Genomic DNA, 22445 nt, shown 5'->3' on the forward strand with positions numbered 1-22445 from the left:
GGGCAGGGTGAGAACGCCACCCAGCCGAGGACCGCCGTGAGGCGCCGACCCGTGGGAGCCCCGATGCCGACCGCCGTGCCGGGAAGAGCCGCAGGAGCGACTGGAGCGACTGGAGAAGGAACCGGAGCCGTCCGGCCGGGCCACTCGTCCGTCCTGCCCCGCGGTACCGGCATCACCGCCGCACGCATCGGCGTGCTGACCTTCTGCCAGGCCGCCCTGATCGTGGGCTTCGGACTCCTGATCACGGGCCCCGCCCGGAACGTGTGGCCACTGACGGTCGAGGACAACGTCAACAAGGGATTCGAGCGGATCCGTACGGGCCCGCTCACCACTCTGTCCTACCTCGGCTCGGAGGCGGGCAACACCCTCACCGTGATCACCATCACCCTGCTGAGTTGCGTGGCGCTGCTGGTCATACCCCGGCTGCCGATGTGGCGCCAGGCGGTCTTCCTCGCCGTCGCCGTCTCGCTCCAGGCCCTGGTGTTCCTGGCTGTCACCGAGTCGGTGGACCGCACCCGCCCGGACGTGCACCGCCTCGACGCCTCCCCGCCCACGTCCAGCTACACCTCCGGCCACACCGGCGCGGCCACCGCGCTCTACGCCGGACTCGCGGTGCTCGTACTGTCCCGGGTCCGCAGGCCGTGGCGGTGGCCGCTGGCCGGGCTGCTGTTCCTCGTACCGCTGGCTGTCGGGGTCGCCCGCCTCTACCGGGGCATGCACCACCCCACGGACGTGATCGGCGGAATGGCCAACGGCGCCCTGTCCCTGCTGATCGTCGGCCGTGCCCTGTTCACCGACCGGTCCGTGGCAGCCGTCCCCTCGCCGCCCACCGCGCACACCGACGCGACCGTCGAGGGCAAGGAGCGCGAGCCCGGCAGCACCTCCGTGATCTTCAACCCCACGGTGACCGGCGAAGCCGACCGCGAGGAACTGCGGCGGATCCTCGAACAACACGGCCACCGCGCACCGGCGTTCATCGAGACCACCGCCGACGACCCCGGCACCGGCCAGACGGCCGGCGCGGTCCGTGACGGAGCGACACTCGTCGTGGTCTGCGGCGGCGACGGAACCATCAGGGCGGCCGCGGACGCCCTGGCCGGCAGTGGAGTACCGCTCGTCGTGGTGCCCTGCGGCACCGGCAACCTGCTGGCCCGCAACCTCGGCCTGCCCCTCACCCCCGCCACGGCGCTCGAAGCCGCGCTGTCCGGCACCCCGCACCGCCTCGACCTCGGCCGCATCGAGGGAGACGGCCTCGCCCCCACCCACTTCGCCGCGATGTCCGGGGCCGGACTCGACGCCGCGATGCTGGAACACACCGACGACCGCGCCAAGTCCGCCGTCGGCTGGCCCGCCTACCTGCTCGCCATCATGGGTACCCTGCACACGCCCCGGATGCGACTGACGGTCCGGCTCGACGACGCACCCGTCCTGCACCGCACGGCCCGCATGGTGCTCGTCGCCAACGTCGGCACCGTACAGGGCGGACTCACGCTCCTCCCGGCGGCCCGTCCCGACGACGGACTGCTCGATCTGCTGATCCTCGACCCGCGCGGCCCCCGCGGCTGGATGCATGCCCTGGGCGTCCTGATACGCGGCCGCAGGCGCAACGCGCGGCCCACGACCGTGGACACGCCCGCCGCCGGGGGCGCCGGCACGCAGGGCGTACCGGTGGAGTTCCTCACTTTCCGGCGGGCCGAACTCGTCTTCGCCGCACCGCAGTCACGCGAACTCGACGGGGACCCGGTGTCCCACGGCCGACGTCTCACCGCCGAGGTCAGGCCCGGCGCGCTGACCGTCCTGCTGCCCACCCGGGAGAAGTGAATGGGCACCGCCACCAAGGTCCCCGAGACCCGCGACATGACCGGCGACGGCCTCTCGGCCGACGACGCGCTGGCGTCGCTGCGCCGATACGGCCGCTGGCCGCTGCTGCGCGACTCCTTCGTCCGGTTCCGGTACGCCGACGGCTTCAGCCACTCCCGGGCGCTCGCCCTCCAGACAGTGCTGGCGGTGATCCCCCTGGCCATCGCCTTCGTCGGACTCTCCACCGCGCTGCACACGGAGAACATCGGCAGACTCGCCGAACTGACCATCCACCGGATCGCGCAAGGTCCCAGCGCCGACGTCGTCGACGACGCACTGGACCGCAGCCGCCACAGCGCGGGCGACGGTGACCAGATCGCCCTCTGGTTCGGCCTGGTCTTCTCACTGGTCAACGTGACCACCGCGATGTGCCAGATCGAACGCGGCGCCAACCGGATCTACGGGAACGAACGGGACCGCCCCTTCCACCAGAAATACCTGCGCGGGCTCGTGATGTCCCTAAGCGCCGGGATCCCGCTCGGCCTCGGGTTCATCGTGATGGTGGCCGGCGGCGACCTGGCCGCCGCGGCGGTGACGGTGTATCACCTCGACGGCGACGCCAGAACCGCCTTCGAGATTCTGCGCTGGCCCTTCGGCCTGCTGCTCGCCCTCCTCTCGGCCAGCGCGATCTTCCGCCGTTCCCCCCGGCGCCGACAGCCCGGCTACACCTGGCTGGCCTTCGGCGCCGCCGTATATCTCGTGCTGTGGACGGCCCTGACCTGGCTGCTGAGCCTGTACCTGGGCATCAGCGGGTCCTTCGACACGGTCTACGGCCCGCTCAGCGCCTTCATGTCGCTGCTGCTCTGGGCCTACCTCACCTCCATCGCCCTCTTTCTGGGCCTGTCCTTCGCCGCGCAGCTGGAGGCCGCGCGGGCGCTGCGACCCGGTCCGATCAAAGCCGACCCGGGAGTCTGAATGGTGGTCCGCGCCGCGGCTCAGCGCCTTCGTGACCGTCGCCGCCGGGCGGCCGACCGGAAATTCGGTATCCACCTGCTCGGTTCGGCCGCCGTCGCAGCCTGTGCCGCCGTCCCCTTCGGCCTGCTGCTCGTCCTGGTCGAGGGGCACTGGCAGCCGCTGCGCCGTCTCGACGCGGGCGCGGCACGGCGGTTGAACGAGACCGCACTGGAACACCCGGCGTGGACGGACACATTGCGTTTCCTGTCCAACTGGGTGTGGGACCCGTTCACTCTGCGGACAGTCGTCGCGCTGCTGACTGTGTGGCTGCTGTACCGCCGGGCCTGGCGACTCGCCGCCTGGTCCGCCGTGACCGCAGTGGCCGGCGGACTGATCGGGCTGCTGGTCAAAACGGTGGTCGAGCGGGCCAGACCGTCCCTGGAAGACCCGGTCGCGCACGCACCGGGATTCTCTTTCCCCTCGGGACACGCGATGACCGCGACCACCTCGTTCGCCATCCTGCTGCTGGTCCTGCTCCCCATGGTGCCGCGCGCCCTGCGGGCGCTGTGCTGGTGCGCCGCGATCGTGTCCGTCCTCGGCGTCGGCTTCACCCGGATCGCCCTCGGCGTCCACTGGTTCAGCGACGTCGTGGGCGGCTGGCTCCTGGGCCTCGCCGTAGTCGCCCTCACCGCCTGGGCCTTCGAGGCCTGGCGCACCGACGCAGGCCGCGGACACGCCGGGCTGGGAGAGGGACTGGAGCCCGAACTCACCGGCGCCCACCCCGAACCGGGAACCTCAGGCCGGGAACATCGAGACGGGTCCGTACGCGACTGACGGCCGAGGCCAAGAGATTCCTGAGCTTGACGCTGTCGGGAAACTTGGTGTTTCCCGGCGCGGCAGCATGATCAGCGGGCATGGTCGGGGGCTGTTTCGAAGGCCGATGGAGTTGTCGAGGCGTCCGTGTCCGTTTGTCCCCGTTCCGGTGCGCAGTCCGTCTCTGACTGCGCAGGTCACGCAGGCGAGCAATTCGGGCGGTACGACGGCGATCTGCTGGACGGGCTTGGTGCGACGGGGACTTCGCCAACTGGAACCCGTGTGACGGGCACCCGGGCCTCTGCGTACAGGGTGGCGAGCACCTCTGCGTCGCTGCAGGTCAGGGGGAGATCCTCGGCCGGCAGTGACACGTCGCGTCGATGGCGTATCAGCGGCGGCGCAGCATCATGACGACGGCGACAACGACGATGATGAGGACGACGGTACCCAGGCCTATGTACACGGGGTTTCTCTTTCCTTCGGCAGAGCGGCACCGGTGGGTGCCGCCGAAGGCCGGGTGCCCCCTTCGGGGCCTTTCAGACCGCCTGGATGATTGTGGAGTTCCGTTAGGCGTCCTCGATCTGCGTTGCCTGAGACGCCGTTGCGTCGGCCGCTGTTGCGGCAGGCGGTGAACTGTGGCGGGGGTGCAGTCCAACGACCTTGGACGCGTTGGCGGCATCGGTCCAGCGCATCGCCGGCCAGGGCGACAACATGAAACGGGTCCGTCATCGCCTGCGTCGAGAGTTTCGCCCTCGGCACGGCGGCCGCGGTCGTGTCTTGGCGCCAGACCTGCCCGCGGCCCGAACAGCGGTAGCGGCGGATGCGGACGTGCAGGATCGTTGCCCGTCGGCCGAGCGGGACGTGCGCCAGTCGGCGCAGCACGCTGTCGCGCGGCGCCCCCGGACAGCCGCAGGCATGGCGCCAGTCATCAGGGTCGACCACTCGACAGAGCAACACGGCGTGGTCGGGATGCAAACTGTTGGCCGATCACTTCCAAGCCGAGGTCATCCAGCCGGCAGAACGTCGTCAGGTCGGCTGGCAGACGATGGCGTCGAGCGCGAGCCCAGGGCGCAACCGCTGATGATCGTCCGGTGGCGTCCGGTGGCGTCGGGTGGCGTCGGGTGGCGTCGGGTCGATCAGGCGCGGTCGTGGAGCGTGACCTGGTAGCCGTCGGGGTCGGCGAAGGTGAAGGTCCGACCGAAGGGACCGTCGATCGGTGCGGAGACGATGGGGTGACCGTCGGCGACGAGCGCGTCGTGGATGGCCTGGACGTCGGTGGCGTGGAGCCAGATCGCGGCGCCGATGCCGGGCTGAGCGACGGATGCGAGGTCGGTGCCGGGAATGACGTCGCGGAGCGCGAACGCGATCGGCTTCGTCTCGAAGACGACGGCGTGCGGAGGTCCGGTCGGCGAGCGGACGAGGCCCAGGTACTGCTCGTAGAACGCCTGCGAAGCGCCGAGGTCGCGCGTCTGGAGCGAGATGAAGTCGGGGCCGGTGGCGGGCATGGTGACGCTCCTTCGTTGCGTGTCAGTTTTCTGACACAGAGCAATCTATGTCAGAATGCTGACATGAGTCAAGAAGGTGTCGGCGTCGACCTGGAGACGTCACTGGGCTACCTGCTCAAAGAAGCGTCGAGCGCCCTCCGTGCGGCCATGGAGGAAGTGCTGCGGCCACTCGGGATGAGCGTGACGCACTACTCCTGCCTCGAGCTGCTGGCGCAACGACCGGGCTTGTCGAACTCCGAGCTCGCGCGGGGCGCGTTCGTGACACGGCAGACGATGAACGTGCTACTCCAGGCCCTGGAACGAGACGGCTACGTGACCAGGCCTGCGGAGGCACCCGTCGGGAAGGTGCTTCCCACGCGGCTCACGCCTCGCGGCCGACGAAGCCTCGAGAAGGCGAGCGCAGCCGTCCGGTCCGTCGAGGCCAGAATGCTGGCCGGACTGCCCGAGATCGAGCAGTCAGACGCGTTCCGGATCCTGCAGAACATGATCCATTCCCTGCGCGGTGACAACGAGGGTGCATAGCTCGTTCCGGGGCGCACGTCTCGTCGCGCTCGGACAGGAGTGCAGCCGAGCCTGAAACCGTGTCGGCGACCTCAAGAACCGACAGACCCTGAGCACACCCGCTACTGCGATGAGCCGCATAAGGGCAGGCGCCTTTTCAGCACCCTCCCCGTTGGGAGACCACCACAACGACCAGCGCATCGAGTCAAGCCGCCGACAGCCAATCCGGCAGCGGGCAAGTTTGAAGATTGCTCCGTCGTTGTCGGCCCGTCGTTTCCAACGGAGCTGAAGGCATCGGAAGCCGACGGCCGAGTGAGACTCCGCTCGGACCGGTTCCGATGGCCCGAGCCCTCCCTGCGCGCCAATTCCGCGGAAGGCGCCGATGCCCTTCAAACTGCCTTTCCAGTGATCGCCGGGTAGGGCGTCATGCCTGGGGCAATGGGCCGGAACCGCAACGATCCGAGGCCTGGGCCCAGTACGGCCGCGAACGTACCCCTCGCCCGTTCTACGGCAGACGCCGTACGGGCCAATGACGGTGTCCGGGGGATGTGCGGGTGGGCTGCGGACGACACCTTTGGCACGTCGAACTCGACGCCATTTCTTGACCCTTCGTCTTTCTCCCTACCAAATCCCATTGTGCGCGGACCGGCCGGAGCAGTTCGGAAGCGGCCTGCGGGAGGACAGAAAATGCAGCGCCTATTCGTCGGCATCGCCGCCGCCTCACTTCTGTTCGGGGCCACGGCCTGTGGATCGTCCGACAATTCCGACGGCTCCGCGTCGGACAGCGGCGGCCTCACCCACGTCAAGGTCGGAGTCATTCCGATCGTCGACGTGGCTCCCCTCTATCTCGGCCAGAAGAAGGGGATCTACAAGAAGCACGGTCTCGATGTCTCGATGACCACGGCGCAGGGCGGCTCGGCCATCGTGCCGGGCGTAGTCAGCGGTCAGTTCCAGTTCGGTTTCAGCAACACGACGTCGCTGATGATCGCCCAGAGCAACGACATACAGGTGAAGGCCGTCTCCAACGGCGTGGCGACCACCGGTGTGGAGGGCGACGACTACGGCGCGCTCGTCGTCAAGAAGGGCAGTTCCCTCAAGTCCGCGAAGGACCTTGAGGACAAGACGGTTGCCGTCAACACGCTGAACAACATCCTCGACACCTCGGTCCGCGAGTCCGTGCGCAAGGCCGGAGGCGACGCGTCGAAGGTGAAGTTCGTGGAGCTGGCCTTCGACCAGATGCCCGCCGCCCTGGAGAAGGGCCAGGTGGATGCCGCGATGGCAGTCGAGCCCGCGCTGACCACCATCCTGAACGCGGGGGGCGTGGAGATCGCGTCACCCTACGTGGACGTGGCCAAGGACCTCACCGTCGCCATGTACTTCACCTCGCAGACGTACGCGACGCAGAACCCCCAGGTGGTGGCCAACTTCCAGAAGGCCACCGCGGAGGCGCTGGCTTACGCGAACAGCCACCCGGACGAGGCCCGCGACGCCGTCTCCACGTACACGAAGATCCCGTCCTCCGTCCTGTCGAAGGTGACACTGCCGAAGTGGCCGGCGGACATCAGCCGGTCCTCGGTGGAGACCCTGGAGAAGCTCGGCGAGCAGGACGGCCTGTTCAAGACCGCCCCGGACCTGGACGAGTTGCTGCCGTGAGGAATCCGAACATCGCGCTCGGGGCGGCGGGCCTCGCGACCTTCCTCGCCCTCGCCGAAGCCGTGCCGCGGCTCGGCCTGGTCGCCGCCGACTACTTCCCGCCCCCGAGCAGGACCGTCGGCGCGCTGGGCGACGAACTCACCGACGTCGCCTTCTGGTCGGCGCTCGGGGACACGCTGACCGGCTGGATGATCGGCCTGGGCATCGCGTCGGGCGCCGCCGTCCTCTGCGGCCTGCTCATCACCGTCGTGCCGTTTCTGCGTCAAGTGACGGCGTCGACCATCGAGTTCCTGCGGCCCATCCCGTCCGTGGCCCTGATCCCGCTGGCAGTACTGCTGTACGGCAGCGAACTGCGCTCGGTGCTGCTCCTGGTGGTGTACGCGTCGTTCTGGCAGGTGCTCGTCCAGGTGCTGTACGGCGTCCAGGACGTGGACCCCGTCGCCGACGAGACGGCACGGTCGTACGGGCTCGGGACCTGGGCACGCATCCGGCATGTGATGTGGCCGACGGCCTTGCCCTACGTCATGACCGGGATCCGGCTCGCCGCGGCGGTGGCCCTGGTGTTGACCATCACGGCGGAACTGGTCATCGGAGCACCAGGACTGGGCTCGCTGATCGCGGTGGCCCAGGCGTCGCAGGCCGTGCCCGAGATGTACGCGCTGGTCACGGTGACCGGAGTCCTGGGGCTCCTGATCAATGTGGGGGCCAGGGCGGTGGAGCGGCGTGCGCTGGCATGGCATCAGTCCGTACGCGGGGAGGCCGCGCTGTGAGGGCGTCGGCACGGCAGGTGCTCTTCGCGGTCGGCCTGCCCGCGGTGCTGCTGGGGCTGTGGTGGGTCGCGTCGGACGCGAGCACCGACCCGTTCTGGCCGCCGCTGCGCACGATCTTCCGGACCTTCCCCTCGGTGTGGACCGGTGAACGCCTGCGGACGGAACTGCTGCCCAGTATGCTGCGCCTGACCTGCGGCTACGTGCTCGCGGGTGTCGTGGGCGTCGGTCTGGGCACTCTCATCGGTTCCCACCGTGGGGTGCGGGCCTTCTGCGAGCCCGTGCTGGAGTTTCTGCGGGCCGTGCCGCCCCCGGTGCTGGTGCCGGTGATCATGCTGTTCGCGGGCATCGGCGACACGATGAAGATCGTGGTCATCGCGAGCGGCTGCGTCTGGCCGATCCTGCTCAACACCGTCGAAGGCGTCCGCGCGGTCGACTCGGTGATGCTGGAGACGGCGCGTTCGTATCACATCCGCGGTGTCGGACGGCTGCGCCACCTGGTGCTGCCCTCGGCGAGTCCGCAGATCGTCGCCGGCCTGCGCCAGGCTCTCTCCGTCGGCATCATCCTCATGGTCATCAGCGAGATGTTCGCGGCGAACAACGGCATCGGCTTCACCGTGGTGCAGTTCCAGCGCAGTTTCGCCATCGCCGACATGTGGACCGGAATCCTGCTCCTTGGCCTGCTCGGATTTCTGCTCTCCCTTGCCTTCCAGTTCGCCGAGCGGCGGGTGCTCGGCTGGTACCACGGCCTGCGCGCGTCCACCCGGCGGTCGTGAGTGAACATTCCGAAAGGGCGAACCATGCTCGACGTACGTGGTCTGGGGAAGATCTACCAGGGGTCCGGCCGGCGGGTGGAGGCGGTCCGCGATCTCACCTTCACGGTGAAGGAGGGTGAACTCGTCTGTCTGGTGGGCCCGTCGGGCTGCGGCAAGACGACCCTGTTGAAGTGCATGGGCGGACTGCTCGACCCGTCCGCGGGACAGGTGCTCCTCGACGGCGAGCCGGTGACCGGGCCGCCGCCAGGCATGGCGATCGTCTTCCAGGAGTACGGGCGCAGCCTCTTCCCGTGGATGAAGGTCGGCGACAACGTCGGTCTGCCTCTGAAGCAGAAGGGGACGCCGAAGGCGAAACGCCGGGAGCTGGTCACCGACGCCCTGCGGTCGGTTGGGCTTCCGGACGCCGCCGACGCCTATCCCTGGCAGTTGTCCGGGGGTATGCAGCAGCGCGCGGCGATCGCCCGCGCGCTGGCCTACGAGCCCCAAGTCCTTCTGATGGACGAGCCGTTCGCGGCGGTCGACGCGCAGACCCGTGCGGACCTGGAGGACCTGGTGCGGGCGCTGTGGCAGGAGCGCGGGATCACCTTCCTGTTCGTCACACACGACATCGACGAGGCGGTCTACCTCGGCGAGCGGGTGATCGTTCTCTCCGCCTCGCCCACCGTCGTGCAGGACGAGCTCCGCATCGATCTGCCCGACGAACGGGATCAACTGCACACCCGAGCTGCCCCTCGCTTCACCGAACTGCGGACTCATGTCTACGAGCAGATCCAGGCGGCGAAGCGAGCCGTCCGAATACCCGGAGACGGGACCTCCGTTTTGCCATAGGGTGACGGCATGAACGACGCCTCGATCCGGGTGGTCATCGCCGACGATCAAGCTCTGCTGCGGGGTGGATTCCGCATTCTGATCGACTCGGCGGACGATCTGGAGGTGGTGGGAGAGGCCGAGACCGGCCGCGAAGCCATCGAGGTCGTCCGCCGCACCACACCGGATGTCGTGCTGATGGACATCCGCATGCCGGAGTTGGACGGTCTGTCGGCCACGCGGGAGATCGCCTCGGATCCGGACCTGGACGGCGTCCGCATCGTGATCCTCACCACCTACGAGGTGGACGAGTACGTCCTGCAGGCCCTACGGGCCGGGGCGTGCGGCTTCCTGGGGAAGGGGATGCGCCCCGCGGAACTGCCGGAGGCCATCCGCGTCGCGGCGCGCGGCGACTCTCTGCTGTCGCCCAGAGCCACCCAAACGTTGATCGCCAGGTACCTCGCGCTCCCCGAAGGACCGCTGCCCGTCCTGTCCGGGGAACTGGCCAAACTCACCGACCGCGAACGGGAGATCGTGGCGCTGGTGGCCGAGGGACTGTCCAATGAGGTGATCGCCGACCACCTGGTCATCTCCCGCCAGACTGTCCGTACCCATGTGCACCGCGCCATGGCCAAACTCGGAGCCCGGGACCGGGCACAACTCGTGGTGATCGCGTACCAGACCGGGCTCGTCCGCGCCACGGCCATGGACCGGTAGCCGGAGCACGAACGCGCTCCCCCGGAACGGTCTCGCGGCCAGGGGGCCGGAGCCGGGCTTCAGAGCTCCGTCCGGGACGCGGGAAGGAACGTGTCCACGCTGAACTCCTCGCCGCTTTCCCGGATGTCGAGGCGACCGCCGACGGAGGCGGCCCTTTCGCGCAGGCCCAGCAGACCACGACCGGTGCCCCGGCGCTCGGGGAAAGCCACCGAGGACGCCTCGGCGGAGTTCCGCTGGGCCTCACCGCGGGTCACCGGGTTGACGACCGAGATCCGCAGCCGGTGAGCGGAGAAGGACAGACGGACCGTCGCGGTCCGGGGCGTGGCGTACTTGGACGCGTTCGTCAGCGACTCCTGGATGATGCGGTAGCCGGCCATGCTGACGGCCGGACTCAGGCTGAAGGCCATTCCGCCGCGTTGCATGTCGATCGCCAGGCCGACGGCCCTGAAACCGTCGAGGAGATCGTCGAGACGGTCGAGGGTGGGCATGGGTTCCGGAGGGAGCGGCTCATCGACGGGCTGGCGCAGAATGGTCAGCATCGTGCCGAGTTCGGCCAGGGCGCTGCCGCTCGCCGTGATGACGTGCTCGATGGCCGCTTCTGCCGCGTCGGGCTGTCGGCGTATCAGATGGGCGGCCGCTCCGGCCTGGAAGTTGATCACCGTGATGCTGTGGGCCACGATGTCGTGCAGGTCGCGGGCGAGACGCAGGCGTTCCTCGGCCACTTGCCGACGCGCCTCCGCTTCACGGGTCCGCTCCGCTCGCACGGCACGGTCCTTGATGGCCTGAATGTAGGCACGACGGTTCCTGGTGGCATCACCAATGGCGGCGGCCGCGCCGAGCCACGCGATCAGGATGAGATTGGCCGGGTCGAAGAAATGACTCCCCGTCACAAAAAGCGCGGAGACCGGGACTACGATCGCGGTGACCGTGCCGATGATCAAAGCGCGGGTACGTGGGGCTGCCACGGCCGCGGAATACAGGGCCACCAGACAGCACACGATTCCCGGGCCCGGTTTCCCCATCCACAGTAGGGCGGCAAGGAATACGGCGGTTGTCGCCGCGAGTGTGCCCAACGGCGTACGCCGTCGCACCGTCAGCGGCCCTGCCGAAAACAGGGTGAGCAGAATCGAGGCGAACACCGGAAGGTCCTCGCCGAGGAATCCCTGCAAAACGACGCCCGCGCAAAGGGCGGCGAGCAACCCGTCGACGAGGAACGGGTTGCCGAGCGTCCGGCTCCGTATTCTGTCCGGCACACTTGTCATCGCGTGGCTCCGGCCGGTTTTCGCCCGCGACAGTACGCGCCACTGTTCACCTCGTTCACGGTACGCGTCCCAACCGCCCGGGACACGCCACCCGTCTCAACGCACCGCTGTCGCCCGCTTGTGGCGACCTCCCCATGTCCGTAGGCACGACCTGCACCTTTGCGGTATCCAGAGGGGTCGGTCGCCCGTTCGCCCTACGTCGACGCGCGTATGCGGGCGGCAGGATACGGCGGACGCCGTATGTGCGAGAGACGGCATGCGGGGGACGCGCGAACCCGTTTCGAGAAGGCAGTTTGAACACGCCGCATCCCCCCATGAGACAAGGCCGTTGTGTCTGCTTCGGTCTCCATCGACGTGCAGGGGAAGCTGCACACGCATAGGGACCCGCCGCCCAAAGGGCAAACAAAACCGTACTCCGACAAAGGTGATGATGTGAAGCGCCGAATTCTCCTTTCAGGCATGGCAGCCACCGCAGCCGGCGCGGCCACCGTCTGGTATCGCGGCGGAACGCAGAGCGCGGCTGCGTCGATCGTAGACGCGCTGATATTCCCGAGGGATTCGTCCACGACGAAGACCAAGACCGTCGCGACGGCCGACGGCACCGAGAGGAGCGTCACCTACCGGTTCTGGGAGAACATCGTCTACGTCGCCAATCCCGTGGACGTGACCTACCAGTGTCTCAACGTCGAGGAGCCGATCGAGATCGACGGCAGGGCCATCGACGCGTCCCACGCTCCGATCTTCTTCTCCATTCCGCTCGGTGGTTTCCTGTCCGGCACGCCCACCGGCCGTGGCTTTCCCGGCCCGAGCCCGACCACGAGCGACAGCGCCTCGCCCGACCCCAGCGCCACCCCGACCACCACGCCCACGACCAGGCCCCCTCTGCCGCCCGGGGCAGGTGACCAGGGCGACAACTCGGCACTGGCCCTGGCCGCCGGCTATGTCGTGGTCACTTCGGGCGCCCGGGGACGGGAGAACGTCAAGGACGGCAAGTACTACGGCAAGGCTCCCGCAGCTCTCGTCGACCTGAAAGCGGCGCTGCGGTACGTCCACAAGAACAGGGGCGTGCTGCCCGGCAACCCCAGCAAGATCATCACCAACGGCGGCAGCGCCGGCGGCAACTTCTCCTCGATGATGGGCGCCTCGGTAGGCAGCCCGCTGTTCGACTCCTACCTCCGGGAGATCGGCGCGGCCGAGGCGAGCGACGCCGTGTTCGCCTCGGCCGTCTTCTGCCCCATCATCGACCTCGGCAACGCCGACAAGGCCTACGAGTGGATGTTCAGCTCGGCCAAGCTGAACGGCGAGCTGGTCGACCAGACGGCCTCGAAGCAGCTGACCGCACAATTCGCGGAGTACCAGGCGTCCCTCGGCCTCCATGGCGTGGGCCGGTTCGGCCGGGTGACGGCCGCCAACTACGACCGGTATCTGCTGGAGAAGTATGTACAGCCGGCCGCGACCAGCCATCTGCGGGCGCTCTCCGAGGCCGACCGGACGGACTATCTGGCCACCAACCCGTTCATCACGTGGTCGGGCGGCAAGGCGACCTTCTCCTGGGACGGCTACATCGCGCACATCGCGCGGTCCCGTCCGGTGCCCGCCTTCGACGACAAGGCCCTGGCGCAGCCGGAGCCGGGTTACTTCGGCGACGAGACCCACGTCTCGCGGCACTTCACCACCTTCGGTCTGCGGTACGCGACCGGTGACAAGACCGCCACGGTCGACCGTGACATCCCGCACAAGGTGAAGCTGACCAACCCGATGACCTACCTGGAGGAGCGCAACCCGCGGCGGGCAAGGCACTGGTGGCTGCGGATCGGCACCAGCGACACCACGCACTCCCTGACCGCGATCACCAACCTCGCCCTCAAGACGCAGAACCTCGGTGACGACGTCAACCTCAAGATGTACTGGGACGGCGGCCACGGCGCCAACGAGGACCCGGGCGATTTGATCAAGTGGATGGGCGATATCACCGGCTACACCATCGGGTAGCGCTAGACCGTTGCGTTCGGATCATCGGGCGGACCAGAGGAAGATGGCTCCGATGTGGAGTCCGGTCAGGTAGATGGTGGCGGTTTCCTCGTAGCGGTGGCGATGCCTCGCCACCGCTACGAGGCGGTTGATGCACCGCTCGACGGGGTTGCGCTGCGTGGAGGCCGTGCGGTCGAAGGCGGGCGGCCTGCCGCCGCGGCTGCCTCGGCGAAGCCGGTGGCCCTGCTGGTCCGCCGGCACGGGGATCACCGCGCGGATGCCGCGCTTGCGCAGGTGTTCGCGCATGGCGCGTGAGGAGTACGCCCAATACGCATGTGGGTTGGCCGGTTGGGCCGGTCGGCAGGGGCCCGAGCGAGACGTCTGGGATGTACGCAGTGCTGACCGCCTCACCCGGCGCACACGACCACTACAACCGCCGACGGGACACCGGCGACCACTACCACGCGGCTCTCCGGAATCTGTTCAACCGCATGCTCGGCCAGCTCCACCACTGCCTGACCAATCGCCAGAAGTTCGAAGAAGCGATCGCCTTCAACACCTCCGCCCCAACTCCACTCTCGGTAGCTGCTTGACCCGAAAGCTGCATGGGGTGTCTTGTCGGCCAGGACCACGTCCGGCCTGGTCCGGGGCCGTCCCCGCTGGCCGGGAACGCGCAGACGGGCCATCACATCGGTGAAAGCGGGCGCATCTCCGGCCTGGTCGGCGGTGAGGACGAAGGCCAGGGGTCGGCAGTGGCCGTCGGCGGCGAGGTGGATCTTCGTGGGCAGTCCGCCGCGGGGCTGGCCGATGGCGCGGTCGTCCGGTTCGCCGGGCGGGGCCCCTTTTTGCAGGCCCCGGCCGCGTGCTGGTGCGCGAGCACGACCGTGGAGTCCACAGAGACGGCCCAGTTGAGGTCCTCATCCGCGTCGGCCTGGGCCATCAGCGTGGTGAGCACCCGCTCCCAGGTGCCATCGACGGCCCACATCGGCAGCCGGTTGTAGACGCCTCTCCAGGTGCCGTGCTTCTCCGGCAGGTGGACCCACTGTGTGCCGGTCTGGAACTTGAAGGTGATCGCGTCGATCACCTCCCGGTGATTCCGCCACCGGCGACCCCGCTTCGGCATCCGGTCCGGGAGCAACGGCTCAATCCGCGCCCACTGCGCGTCAGTCAACGGCACATCCAGACGAACGATCAGATGATCCGAACGGAAACGGCTTGGTAGTGCTTCGTTAGGTGCTGGTGCTGGTTCTGGTGAGGGGGCGGCCGCAGGTGGTGCAGGTGCCGGTCCAGCAGCGCAGCAGGTCTTGGAGCGCGTCGAGGACTTGGAAGAGGGTCAGGCTGCTCTGCGGGCTTTGGGGTCGTAGCGCCGCAGGGTGAGGAAGGCCTGTGCGGCGGTGACGAGAGTGACGTGGTGGTGCCGGCCGCGCCAGATGCGGCCTTCCAAGCGGTCCAGGCCCAGGCCGTGTTTTAGTTCGCGGCAGTCGTGCGCGATGGGCCAGCGCATCTTGGCCCAGCGCACGAGGTCGGCCGTGAGGGTGGTGGCCGGCAGGTTGGTCGTCCAGTGCTGCAGGGCCTGCATGTTCCCGTCCGGTAGTCGCTGGGCCATCGGCTGGATCGACATGCGCCGACCGTCCAGCATCAGCCCCCGCAGGCAACACTCGCCCCTGGCCCGCTGATCCTTACGCGGTACCGAAGCGAACACGTCTCCCACGAACAGCCCCAACGCCGCCCGCATGCGATTCGCTTCATGTAAATCCACACACCCAACATGCTCTTGATCAGCGCTAACGCATAAACCTAATGAGGCACTACTGGGCGCCACCACCGGGCCCGTTCAGGGTGATGTCGTCGGCGTAGTACGTGCCCTGTGCGTACCAGCCGTGCACGTAGACCGTCGCGCTGGTCTGGGCGGCGCCTGTGGTGAAGGAGACGGTCAGTGGGCTGTATCCGGAGGGGGAAGTGGTCCAGGTGGAGGGACCGCCGTTGACGCCGAGGTAGACGTAGGGGCCGCGGACCCAGCCGCTGAGCGAGTAGGTGGTGTTCGGCCGTACCGCGACAGTCTGGTTGCACTGCGCGGTGTCGCTCGAACTCACCCTCCCCTGGAGGGCCTTGGATCCTGCGTGGACGGGGGAGGAGACGATCGAGCCCGGGTTGCCGGTGCAGTTCCACGGCGAGAGACTGCCCGACTCGAAGCCGGGGTTGGTCAGGACGTCGGTGGCCCCGACCGCGCCCGGGGCGACCGACGTCGGGGCGGCAGACGCGCTCGCCGAGGGCGCGGCCGGGGTGACGTCAGTACGGCTGGGGATCAGGAGAGAGCAGCCGAAGCCGACGACGGCCGCCGCGACGACCGCGATCACCACGGCCGCCCGGCGCTGTCCGGGCCCGAGGCGCGGGCGACCTACGGGCCGCGGCGGGCGGGTGCCGCCGTCGGGTGCGGGGAGTTCCTCCGTCCTGTAGTCGGGGACAGGCGGGAGTTCCTCTGCCTTGCCGCCGGTCCGGGGGCGTGGGACGGGTGCGGCCACGGGCTCGTAGCTGCGGTAGTTCTTGTCCTGGCGTATCTCGTCGAGCAGCTGGACCAGCGACTCGTTGCGGCGCGGGCGCAGTACGCGGATGGGCTCCAGTGCGGGGCGGTCGTCCGGTGAGTCGGACGCGGGCGGTGTGGGCACGATGCTCTCCTTCCGTCCCGTTGCAGAGACCTGAGCTGTCCCTCTGGAATTGATACGCAACGCCCGCTCCGGAGGTTCAGCCGACGCCGCACCGGGGGAAGCCATGCGGGACGCCTGCTCCTGGTCGACCTGCTTGACCGGCTGCTGGGAGGTGCCCGCGTACAAGACGAGCTCGGACACGGTGACGGCGTAGATGCGGATGCTGGACAGCGAGGGGACTGTCGACGTGGCCGTCGACTGCGACCACCACAACACTTTCGGTGGGTAGGGTTCTGGCGCGGCGAACCGGGCGCTCGTCAATGTCCCTTGTGCCGAGCAGGGTGTAGGAACGCTGCGGCGTGACCGTCCGCCGATAGCGGGAAGCTCGGGCTGGGGACCCTCTCACGGCCGTGTCCCCCGTAGCCCTCCAGTAGCCCGCTCCCGCGCCCTATCCCTGGGTACAGCCGAGCGGAATCTCCGCAGGGTCGCGAGCGGGGTCGCAGATTCCCGGAGGCGAACTCTCCACCCGCGACGACATCTTCCGCCAACGCTGGGCCCGACACGAGGTCCGCCGCTACCGCGTAGCCGCCAAACGCCTCAACCCCCCGCTGGTCGGAGAGCTGACGATCAGTTACGAAAGGATGGAACTCGCCGCCGACAACGGCTTGTCACTGATCGTGCATGGTGTCGCACCCGGCAGCCGCGAAGCCGACGCACTCAACCTGCTCGTCAGTTGGAACGCCACCGAAACCACCCGGCCGACTCCGAGGACCTGATCCGGACCAGGTTTGCACGCCCCGCGCAGGCCACGCCGAATCCTGCAGCACCGCCCGCGTTGCACCCGAAGGGTGGCCTTTCGTGGCTGTCAGATGGCGGGGTGCTGGTCACGGACCGGGCTGAGCGACTCCAGCAGCGAGGCGACGTGCAGGATCGTCGACTCGTGGTGCCAGTTGGCTGCCAGCTGTACACCGATCGGCATGTCGTCGCTGCTCGTGCCGAACCGCATGGACAGGGCCGGGAGTCCGGTGAGGTTGAACGGAACGGTCGCCGTCTGAATGTGGGCGGCGTCCACCGTCTGACCGTTGATGGTGAACTGGGTGAGTCCGTGTTCGTGGGCCGGGATGGGCAGGACCGGGAGCAGGAGGGCGTCGTAGTGCTGGAAGTACTCGGTGAATGCGTCCCGGAGACGTTCGATGCCCTGTTCGGCCAGGACGTAGTCCTCCACGGACGTGTCGGGGCCGGCGAGCATGGACTTGGAGACCTTGGCCATCTGGTCCTCGTGACCGGCGGTGGCGTCCCGGAAGGCCGGCTTCATCTCCATGACGTGCTGCCGGTTGAAGAGGTCGAGGGGGTTGTCGCGCTCGAATGCCGGGATGCTCACAGCCTCGGCCTGAACCCCCGCGCCCTGTAGGGCTTCGGCGGCCTGCTGCACGGTGGCGGCGACCTCCGGGGAGATCGGGCCGAGTCCGGAGTCGACCAGCCAGCCGACGCGGACGGGCCGGTCCGGCGACGCGCCCAGGCCGGCGTCGAATTCGCGCGGAATGGTGGCGAAGCCGTCGGCGCCGTCGGGGCCGGAGAGCACCGAGTACGCCAGTGCGAGGTCGCGTACGGTGCGGGCCATCGGCCCGACGTGCCAGTCACGGCGCGGCACCCGCGGCCAGACCCCGGTCATCGGGATACGCCCATGCGTTGCCTTGAGGGCGACGATGCCGGTGTGAGCAGCCGGCCCGCGCACCGAGATGGCCAGGTCGCTTCCGAGTCCGAGCGGCTACATGCAGGCCGCGATCGCCGCCGATTCCCCGCCACTGGAACCGCCGGACGTGCGGTCAAGGTTCCAGGGGTTGTTCGTCCTGCCCGTCAGGAGGTTGTCGGACTCGGTCGAGTACGAGAACTCCGGGAGGTTGGTCTTCGCGAGGAGGATCGCACCGGCGCGCCTCATACGTGCCACGCTGGTGGCGTCCGAGTCCGGGATGCGGCCCTCGAAGATCGGGGAACCGCGCTGGGTCAGCACCCCGGCGGTGTCGAACGAGTCCTTGACCGTGATCGGCACACCGTGCAACGGCCCGACCTCCCCATCGGCCGCGAGCGCCTCATCCGCAGCCTTCGCGGCCCCCAGAGCACCGTCGACGAGTGTGACGATTGGCGTTGACCTTCGGATTGACGGCCTGGATGCGATCGAGGTGCGCCTGCACCACCTCGACGGATGACACCTTCCTGTTGCGGATCAGTTCAGCGAGTTCACTCGCGTCGGAGTAGATGAGGTCGGCGGTCACGATGATCTCCTTGCCCAGACCGGTCTACTCTCTATAGATCCAGTCCAGTATTGGATCCCGCCCGGGCCGGTGCGCCGCAGGCGGCGGGGGCTTGGCAGACGTGGAGAACCGGGACGGCCTTCTCGGCCCTGGCCGCGCGCAGCACCTGTGGTCGGACGCCTGGACAGGTCGCGCCAAAGGCCGACCCGGTGGCCTGGAAGCCCAGGCCAGCAAGGTCGACCTGCTTCGCGTCGATAGCAGTGCCCGTCAGGCAGAGGACGAACCGTCCGCTCCCCGCAGGCACCTGCACGACAATCGCGCTATCCACGCCGGGGTCCGGGACGTTACTTCGAGGCATAGCCCCCGCCCGGCACATCGGTGGCGATGTCGTGCGCCATTCCAAGCTGCTGTCCCCACACAGCCGCTCACGCTCGACAGCCTTCCTGAGAGCACTGACCTGGTACGAGTCCTGTAGTTCTCTCACTGACATCGGAACGTCCGCCACGGCACCGAGAGCTCGAAGGCGTCAGCGCCCGTCGTCGGCCAGGGCTGGCCCTGGCCGACCTTCCCGTCCATACGGCGAAGGCTCATGGAGACGCCCAAAGGGGTTCGTCTCATCGCCCCGTCCGGTCAAGCCGGGTGAGGATGGTCGGCATGACGGATCGGGACCGGTTGGGGCGGACGGCGGTGCACTATGCGGCTGCCGATGGGAACGCGGATGGCCTGAGGGTGCTCTTGGCAGGGGGCTCCGCCGTAGAGACAGCCGACGACGCGGGCTGGACGCCGTTGCATTTCGCGGCTCAGGCCCAGGCCCCATCGGTCGTCGAGGTTCTCCTGGTCGCAGGTGCGGCGGTTGACACCGCGGACCGTGACGGCAATACGCCGCTGTGGAGGGCGGTGTTCTGTTCACAGGGTGAGGTCGCGACGATCCGGCTGCTGCTGGAGGCCGGTGCCGACCCTGACCGGGACAACGGCCATGGCATGAGTCCGCGTATGTTGGCGGGACACATCGCCAACCATGACTTGGCCGCTCACTTGCCGGCCGGCGACAGGACTTCCTTTTGCCTGTTGCGTCGGCTGCGGCAGCCGTGACCGCGGCCGCGTATTACCGCGGCCGCAAGGTACTGAAGGGCACTGAGGTCCTTCTTCTGGACTTGGTGCCGGGGATCCATGCGCTGGGCAAGGTTCGCGCCGCCGTCGCGCGTGCCGTCTGCGGGATACGCGTTTCCGCAGCCGCTGACAAGGGTCACGATCGTCATCTGACGAGAGCCGCCTGAGTCCTCCTCCGGCTTGACGCATGCCGATATCGGAATATGATGGCGCCCATGGCACGAGCAGCGACGACGTCGGACGTTTTCAACGCGATCGCCGAGCCGCAGCGCCGGGAGATCCTGCTACTGCTGCGGGCGGGTGAGCGCCCGGTTACCGAGTTGGCCCGGGAGCTGGGGATGACCCAGCCGGGGGCGTCCAAACACCTGCGGGTGCTCCGGGAGGTCGGGCTGGTGCGGGACCGCAAGGCGGGCAAGCAGCGCCTGTACGGCCTTGACGCCCGCGGGCTGCGACCGGTTCACGAGTGGGCCGGCGGGTTCGAGCGGTTCTGGAACGAGAGTTTCGACCGGCTGGACGCGTACGTGCAGGACCTCAAGCAGGCAAAGCAGGAGGAGTGACCGATGGCAGCGACAGGACGGGACGCGCCGGCGCAGTCAGTGACGGCCGACCGCGAGATCGTGATCTCCCGGGTCATCAGTGCCCCACGGGATCTGGTGTTCGAGGCGTTCACCGAAGTCCGGCATTTGTCGCGATGGTGGGGACCGGAGGGGTTCAGCACCACCACGCGGGCGTTCGAGTTCCGCGTCGACGGGGAGTGGGACTTCGTGATGCACGGACCGGACGGGACGGACTACCAGGAGTGGATCTCCTGGACCGAGATCGCCCCGCCGGAGCGGATCGCGCTGCTGCACGGTGAGTCCCGCGGCGACCCGAACGCCTTTGAGTCGGTCCTCACCTTCGCGTCCGACGGCGCGGCGACCCGGATCGAGATGCGCACGGTGTTCCCCACCAAGGAGCTGCGCGACGAGGCGATCGAGAAGTACCACGCGATCGAGGGTGGCCGGCAGACCCTGAACAACCTGGCTGCCTACGTCACCGAGGTCGTTCGGAAGGGAGTTGAGGGCTGATGGCCGGGAAGGTGTTCTTCAGCGTGACGATGTCGCTGGACGGGTTCATCGCGCCCGAGGAGCGCGAGGATGACCCGGATGCGCAGCGCTGGATGGCGCAGTGGATGGAGCTGCAGGAGTGGGCATTCCCGCAGCGGTTCTTCCGGGAGAACCTGAAGCTCGGCGAGGGCGGCGCGGAAGGGCGCGACAACGACGTCGCGCGGGAGACGTTCGATCGCACCGGCGCGAGCGTGATGGGCAAGCGAATGTACGACCTCGGCGAGCAGGCGTGGCCGGAGGAGGCGCCGTTCCACACGCCGGTCTTCGTCGTGACGCACGAGAAGCGTGACCCCTGGGAGCGGCCGGGTGGAACCACCTTCCACTTCGTCAACGACGGCATCGAGACCGCGCTCGACCAGGCTCGCGAGGCCGCCGCTGACCGAGACGTCCGCGTCGCGGGCGGCGGCGCAACGATCCTGGAGTACGTGAACGCCGGCCTGATCGACGAGTTCTCGATCACGCTCTCACCCGTGCTGATCGGCTCCGGAATCCGCCTGTTCGAGGGCGTGGACGCGGGCCGCGTGGCCCTGGAGCCGGTCCGCGCGGAGCCGACGCAGCGGGTGACCCACCTGACCTACGCAGTCCGGGAGCGGTAACTGTCTCGACCTCAGCGCTCCCAGGCCGAGGTCAGCAGCGTGGTGAGATCCTCGCCGCTCCGAGCGCGTCAGCAAGGGCGAGCGTTCGAGCCGCGATCTCGGCCGCGCGTTCCTCCGGGACGACCTCACGGCGTCGTCGTAGAACTTCCTCGCCAACTCAGGCTTCGCCAGCGAGTCACCAAGGTCCCCGGCTCCGTTTGTCGCCTATGGGGTGCCGGTTCATGGTGCCGAGATCGGTCAAGTCCTCGCGGACGAGCGCCGACACGACCTCCGTTTCAGCGAGGTCTTGTCGGCCTGCGCGCCGTCGGGCCGTCCAGCGACAGCTCTGGTCGCTGACGGCGAATGCCGCCATGTCGGCTCGTTCGCACTCCCGGTTCAGCAGCAGGGGAGTACGTGTCTGCCTACTGTGGGCCCGGTTCTGTCCTGGCCACGTAGACGGTGTTGGTCGAGGTGCCGCCTTGCAGGGGATTGTCGAAGTCGACGACATGGGCCGCTGATTGCGGGAAGGCCTCTGTGAGTGCGGAGGTGAACTGATCGTCCGGCGGGTCGTTCGACCACAGGGCGAAGGCCCCGCCCGGGTGGAGGTGTTCGCTGAGAGCTCGGAGCCCGGCGGGCTGGTAGAGCGCCGCGTGGCGCGGGTGGAGTACATGGCGCGGCGAATGGTCGACATCCAGCAGAATGGCGTGGAAGCGGCGGCCCGGCTCCCTCGGGTCCAGACCGCACGAGTCGGCCGCCATGGCGAAGAAGTCGCCTTGAACCAGGCGGCAGCGAGCGTCCGAGGTCAGCCGGGCGCCGAGAGGGACCAGGCCCCGCTGATGCCAGTCGATGACTTCGGCGAGCGTGTCGATCACGGTCAGCGAGCGCACCCGTGAGTCGTCCAGCACCGCCGCGGCGGTGTACCCGAGTCCGAGCCCGCCGACGGCGATGTCCAGTTCGGCGCCGGGCAGTGCCGCCAGTCCGAGTTCCGCAAGCGCGATCTCGCCGGTTGTGAAGAGGCTGGACATCAAGAACTCGTCGCCGAGCTTCACCTCGTACACATCGGTGTCCGACACCGGGTCGCGTCGGCGCCGCAGGCTGATGTCGCCCATCGCTGTCGGGCGCCAGTCGATCTCCTCGAAACGCGCGCTCATCCTTTTACCTTTCTGACGCACCGTCGGTGCCCGAAGCCGTGCCTGGAACGCCACTCCGCGCAGGTGCGGACGCAGGCGCG

At 68.5% G+C, this 22445-nt stretch carries 21 protein-coding genes and 5 pseudogenes; 16 read left to right on the forward strand and 10 right to left on the reverse strand.

All coding sequences use genetic code 11. From position 1 onward, the window contains the following. Nucleotides 1-63 precede the first annotated feature (63 nt). From AB0N66_RS36395 to AB0N66_RS36405, 3 genes are read left to right on the forward strand one after another with little or no spacing between them, the layout of a single operon-like run. Complete coding sequence (locus AB0N66_RS36395; protein ID WP_365443187.1) at nucleotides 64-1821, forward strand: diacylglycerol kinase family protein; 1758 nt, start codon at nucleotides 64-66, stop codon at nucleotides 1819-1821. After that, nucleotides 1822-2775, forward strand: a complete 954-nt coding sequence (locus AB0N66_RS36400; RefSeq protein ID WP_365443188.1) for a YihY/virulence factor BrkB family protein — start codon at nucleotides 1822-1824, stop codon at nucleotides 2773-2775. Next, complete coding sequence (locus tag AB0N66_RS36405; RefSeq protein ID WP_365443190.1) at nucleotides 2776-3588, forward strand: phosphatase PAP2 family protein; 813 nt, start codon at nucleotides 2776-2778, stop codon at nucleotides 3586-3588. A 717-nt stretch (nucleotides 3589-4305) separates the two neighbouring features. On the opposite strand, the pseudogene AB0N66_RS36410 reads toward AB0N66_RS36405, so the two are convergent. Both AB0N66_RS36410 and AB0N66_RS36415 read right to left on the reverse strand, forming a co-directional pair. After that, nucleotides 4306-4609: pseudogene (locus AB0N66_RS36410) on the reverse strand (ISL3 family transposase); the annotation flags it as partial. A gap of 94 nt (nucleotides 4610-4703) precedes the next feature. Next, nucleotides 4704-5072, reverse strand: a complete 369-nt coding sequence (locus AB0N66_RS36415; RefSeq protein WP_365443191.1) for a VOC family protein — start codon at nucleotides 5070-5072, stop codon at nucleotides 4704-4706. A gap of 63 nt (nucleotides 5073-5135) precedes the next feature. On the opposite strand from AB0N66_RS36415, the gene AB0N66_RS36420 reads away from it, so the two are divergent. The 6 genes from AB0N66_RS36420 to AB0N66_RS36445 all read left to right on the forward strand — a co-directional run bounded on the left by AB0N66_RS36420 (nucleotide 5136) and on the right by AB0N66_RS36445 (nucleotide 10293). Continuing rightward, nucleotides 5136-5594: a MarR family transcriptional regulator gene (locus tag AB0N66_RS36420; RefSeq protein ID WP_365443193.1), complete on the forward strand. Its 459-nt coding sequence runs from the start codon at nucleotides 5136-5138 to the stop codon at nucleotides 5592-5594. A gap of 666 nt (nucleotides 5595-6260) precedes the next feature. After that, nucleotides 6261-7226, forward strand: coding sequence for an ABC transporter substrate-binding protein (locus AB0N66_RS36425; RefSeq protein ID WP_365443195.1), 966 nt, complete (start codon nucleotides 6261-6263; stop codon nucleotides 7224-7226). Beyond that, nucleotides 7223-7996: an ABC transporter permease gene (locus tag AB0N66_RS36430; protein ID WP_365443197.1), complete on the forward strand. Its 774-nt coding sequence runs from the start codon at nucleotides 7223-7225 to the stop codon at nucleotides 7994-7996. The genes AB0N66_RS36425 and AB0N66_RS36430 overlap by 4 nt, the downstream gene beginning before the upstream one ends. After that, a complete protein-coding gene (locus tag AB0N66_RS36435; RefSeq protein ID WP_365443199.1) occupies nucleotides 7960-8769 on the forward strand; it encodes an ABC transporter permease subunit in 810 nt (269 codons plus the stop codon). The genes AB0N66_RS36430 and AB0N66_RS36435 overlap by 37 nt, the downstream gene beginning before the upstream one ends. 24 nt (nucleotides 8770-8793) lie before the next feature. Next, on the forward strand, nucleotides 8794-9597 hold the full coding sequence (locus tag AB0N66_RS36440) for an ABC transporter ATP-binding protein (RefSeq protein WP_365443201.1): 804 nt from the start codon (nucleotides 8794-8796) through the stop codon (nucleotides 9595-9597). 9 nt (nucleotides 9598-9606) lie between these two features. Further along, entirely contained in the window at nucleotides 9607-10293 is a 687-nt protein-coding gene (locus AB0N66_RS36445; RefSeq protein ID WP_365443203.1) for a response regulator transcription factor, read from the forward strand. 59 nt (nucleotides 10294-10352) lie between these two features. On the opposite strand, the gene AB0N66_RS36450 is transcribed toward AB0N66_RS36445, so the two are convergent. After that, nucleotides 10353-11555, reverse strand: coding sequence for a histidine kinase (locus tag AB0N66_RS36450; protein WP_365443205.1), 1203 nt, complete (start codon nucleotides 11553-11555; stop codon nucleotides 10353-10355). Nucleotides 11556-12014: 459 nt separating this feature from the next. Between AB0N66_RS36450 and AB0N66_RS36455 the strand changes: the two genes are divergently transcribed. Then, complete coding sequence (locus AB0N66_RS36455) at nucleotides 12015-13547, forward strand: subtype B tannase (RefSeq protein ID WP_365443207.1); 1533 nt, start codon at nucleotides 12015-12017, stop codon at nucleotides 13545-13547. Between the two features lie 183 nt (nucleotides 13548-13730). Here AB0N66_RS36455 and AB0N66_RS36460 read toward each other — a convergent pair. After that, nucleotides 13731-13850, reverse strand: a pseudogene (locus AB0N66_RS36460) (IS5/IS1182 family transposase); the annotation flags it as partial. 65 nt (nucleotides 13851-13915) lie between these two features. Between AB0N66_RS36460 and AB0N66_RS36465 the strand changes: the two are divergent. Beyond that, nucleotides 13916-14119, forward strand: a pseudogene (locus tag AB0N66_RS36465) (IS110 family transposase); the annotation flags it as partial. A 92-nt stretch (nucleotides 14120-14211) separates the two neighbouring features. Here AB0N66_RS36465 and AB0N66_RS36470 read toward each other — a convergent pair. The 3 genes and pseudogenes from AB0N66_RS36470 to AB0N66_RS36480 form a co-directional block, all read right to left on the reverse strand. After that, nucleotides 14212-14703, reverse strand: coding sequence for an IS5 family transposase (locus AB0N66_RS36470; protein ID WP_365443209.1), 492 nt, complete (start codon nucleotides 14701-14703; stop codon nucleotides 14212-14214). A 156-nt stretch (nucleotides 14704-14859) separates the two neighbouring features. Then, nucleotides 14860-15261 carry a transposase gene (locus tag AB0N66_RS36475; protein ID WP_365443285.1) on the reverse strand — a complete coding sequence of 134 codons (402 nt, stop codon included), beginning with the start codon at nucleotides 15259-15261 and terminating at the stop codon, nucleotides 14860-14862. Between the two features lie 82 nt (nucleotides 15262-15343). Continuing rightward, a pseudogene (locus AB0N66_RS36480) lies at nucleotides 15344-15739 on the reverse strand (carbohydrate binding domain-containing protein); the annotation flags it as partial. A 935-nt stretch (nucleotides 15740-16674) separates the two neighbouring features. On the opposite strand from AB0N66_RS36480, the gene AB0N66_RS36485 reads away from it, so the two are divergent. After that, nucleotides 16675-16947 (forward strand): hypothetical protein, encoded by a 273-nt coding sequence (locus tag AB0N66_RS36485; RefSeq protein ID WP_365443287.1) that lies wholly within the window; start codon nucleotides 16675-16677, stop codon nucleotides 16945-16947. A gap of 89 nt (nucleotides 16948-17036) precedes the next feature. Here the strand turns inward: AB0N66_RS36485 and AB0N66_RS36490 are convergent. Both AB0N66_RS36490 and AB0N66_RS36495 read right to left on the reverse strand, forming a co-directional pair. Next, nucleotides 17037-18347 (reverse strand): annotated as a pseudogene (locus tag AB0N66_RS36490) (amidase). Beyond that, on the reverse strand, nucleotides 18262-18444 hold the full coding sequence (locus AB0N66_RS36495) for a hypothetical protein (protein WP_365443211.1): 183 nt from the start codon (nucleotides 18442-18444) through the stop codon (nucleotides 18262-18264). The pseudogene AB0N66_RS36490 and the gene AB0N66_RS36495 overlap by 86 nt, the downstream one beginning before the upstream one ends. A gap of 633 nt (nucleotides 18445-19077) precedes the next feature. On the opposite strand from AB0N66_RS36495, the gene AB0N66_RS36500 reads away from it, so the two are divergent. The 4 genes from AB0N66_RS36500 to AB0N66_RS36515 all read left to right on the forward strand — a co-directional run bounded on the left by AB0N66_RS36500 (nucleotide 19078) and on the right by AB0N66_RS36515 (nucleotide 21235). Then, nucleotides 19078-19515 carry an ankyrin repeat domain-containing protein gene (locus AB0N66_RS36500; protein ID WP_365443213.1) on the forward strand — a complete coding sequence of 146 codons (438 nt, stop codon included), beginning with the start codon at nucleotides 19078-19080 and terminating at the stop codon, nucleotides 19513-19515. Between the two features lie 233 nt (nucleotides 19516-19748). Beyond that, nucleotides 19749-20090 (forward strand): metalloregulator ArsR/SmtB family transcription factor, encoded by a 342-nt coding sequence (locus tag AB0N66_RS36505; RefSeq protein ID WP_365443215.1) that lies wholly within the window; start codon nucleotides 19749-19751, stop codon nucleotides 20088-20090. A gap of 3 nt (nucleotides 20091-20093) precedes the next feature. Next, a complete protein-coding gene (locus tag AB0N66_RS36510; RefSeq protein ID WP_365443217.1) occupies nucleotides 20094-20600 on the forward strand; it encodes an SRPBCC family protein in 507 nt (168 codons plus the stop codon). Beyond that, nucleotides 20600-21235 carry a dihydrofolate reductase family protein gene (locus AB0N66_RS36515; protein WP_365443219.1) on the forward strand — a complete coding sequence of 212 codons (636 nt, stop codon included), beginning with the start codon at nucleotides 20600-20602 and terminating at the stop codon, nucleotides 21233-21235. Before AB0N66_RS36510 ends, AB0N66_RS36515 begins: the two co-directional genes overlap by 1 nt. 401 nt (nucleotides 21236-21636) lie before the next feature. Here AB0N66_RS36515 and AB0N66_RS36520 read toward each other — a convergent pair whose 3' ends face one another. Continuing rightward, on the reverse strand, nucleotides 21637-22365 hold the full coding sequence (locus tag AB0N66_RS36520; RefSeq protein ID WP_365443221.1) for a spermidine synthase: 729 nt from the start codon (nucleotides 22363-22365) through the stop codon (nucleotides 21637-21639). Between the last annotated feature and the right edge of the window lie 80 nt (nucleotides 22366-22445).

It is taken from the genome of Streptomyces sp. NPDC093544, assembly GCF_040683495.1.
In the GTDB taxonomy this organism is placed as follows: domain Bacteria; phylum Actinomycetota; class Actinomycetes; order Streptomycetales; family Streptomycetaceae; genus Streptomyces.

Coding starts and splice junctions, on each gene's coding strand:
- AB0N66_RS36455 (WP_365443207.1), top strand. CDS start 12,015: ATGGCAGCCACCGCAGCCGGCGCGGCCACCGTCTGGTATCGCGGCGGA.
- AB0N66_RS36415 (WP_365443191.1), bottom strand. CDS start 5,072: ATGCCCGCCACCGGCCCCGACTTCATCTCGCTCCAGACGCGCGACCTC.
- AB0N66_RS36440 (WP_365443201.1), top strand. CDS start 8,794: ATGCTCGACGTACGTGGTCTGGGGAAGATCTACCAGGGGTCCGGCCGG.
- AB0N66_RS36450 (WP_365443205.1), bottom strand. CDS start 11,555: ATGACAAGTGTGCCGGACAGAATACGGAGCCGGACGCTCGGCAACCCG.
- AB0N66_RS36500 (WP_365443213.1), top strand. CDS start 19,078: ATGACGGATCGGGACCGGTTGGGGCGGACGGCGGTGCACTATGCGGCT.
- AB0N66_RS36420 (WP_365443193.1), top strand. CDS start 5,136: ATGAGTCAAGAAGGTGTCGGCGTCGACCTGGAGACGTCACTGGGCTAC.
- AB0N66_RS36405 (WP_365443190.1), top strand. CDS start 2,776: ATGGTGGTCCGCGCCGCGGCTCAGCGCCTTCGTGACCGTCGCCGCCGG.
- AB0N66_RS36400 (WP_365443188.1), top strand. CDS start 1,822: ATGGGCACCGCCACCAAGGTCCCCGAGACCCGCGACATGACCGGCGAC.
- AB0N66_RS36520 (WP_365443221.1), bottom strand. CDS start 22,365: ATGAGCGCGCGTTTCGAGGAGATCGACTGGCGCCCGACAGCGATGGGC.
- AB0N66_RS36510 (WP_365443217.1), top strand. CDS start 20,094: ATGGCAGCGACAGGACGGGACGCGCCGGCGCAGTCAGTGACGGCCGAC.
- AB0N66_RS36425 (WP_365443195.1), top strand. CDS start 6,261: ATGCAGCGCCTATTCGTCGGCATCGCCGCCGCCTCACTTCTGTTCGGG.
- AB0N66_RS36445 (WP_365443203.1), top strand. CDS start 9,607: ATGAACGACGCCTCGATCCGGGTGGTCATCGCCGACGATCAAGCTCTG.
- AB0N66_RS36505 (WP_365443215.1), top strand. CDS start 19,749: ATGGCACGAGCAGCGACGACGTCGGACGTTTTCAACGCGATCGCCGAG.
- AB0N66_RS36395 (WP_365443187.1), top strand. CDS start 64: ATGCCGACCGCCGTGCCGGGAAGAGCCGCAGGAGCGACTGGAGCGACT.
- AB0N66_RS36435 (WP_365443199.1), top strand. CDS start 7,960: ATGGCATCAGTCCGTACGCGGGGAGGCCGCGCTGTGAGGGCGTCGGCA.
- AB0N66_RS36515 (WP_365443219.1), top strand. CDS start 20,600: ATGGCCGGGAAGGTGTTCTTCAGCGTGACGATGTCGCTGGACGGGTTC.
- AB0N66_RS36475 (WP_365443285.1), bottom strand. CDS start 15,261: ATGCGGGCGGCGTTGGGGCTGTTCGTGGGAGACGTGTTCGCTTCGGTA.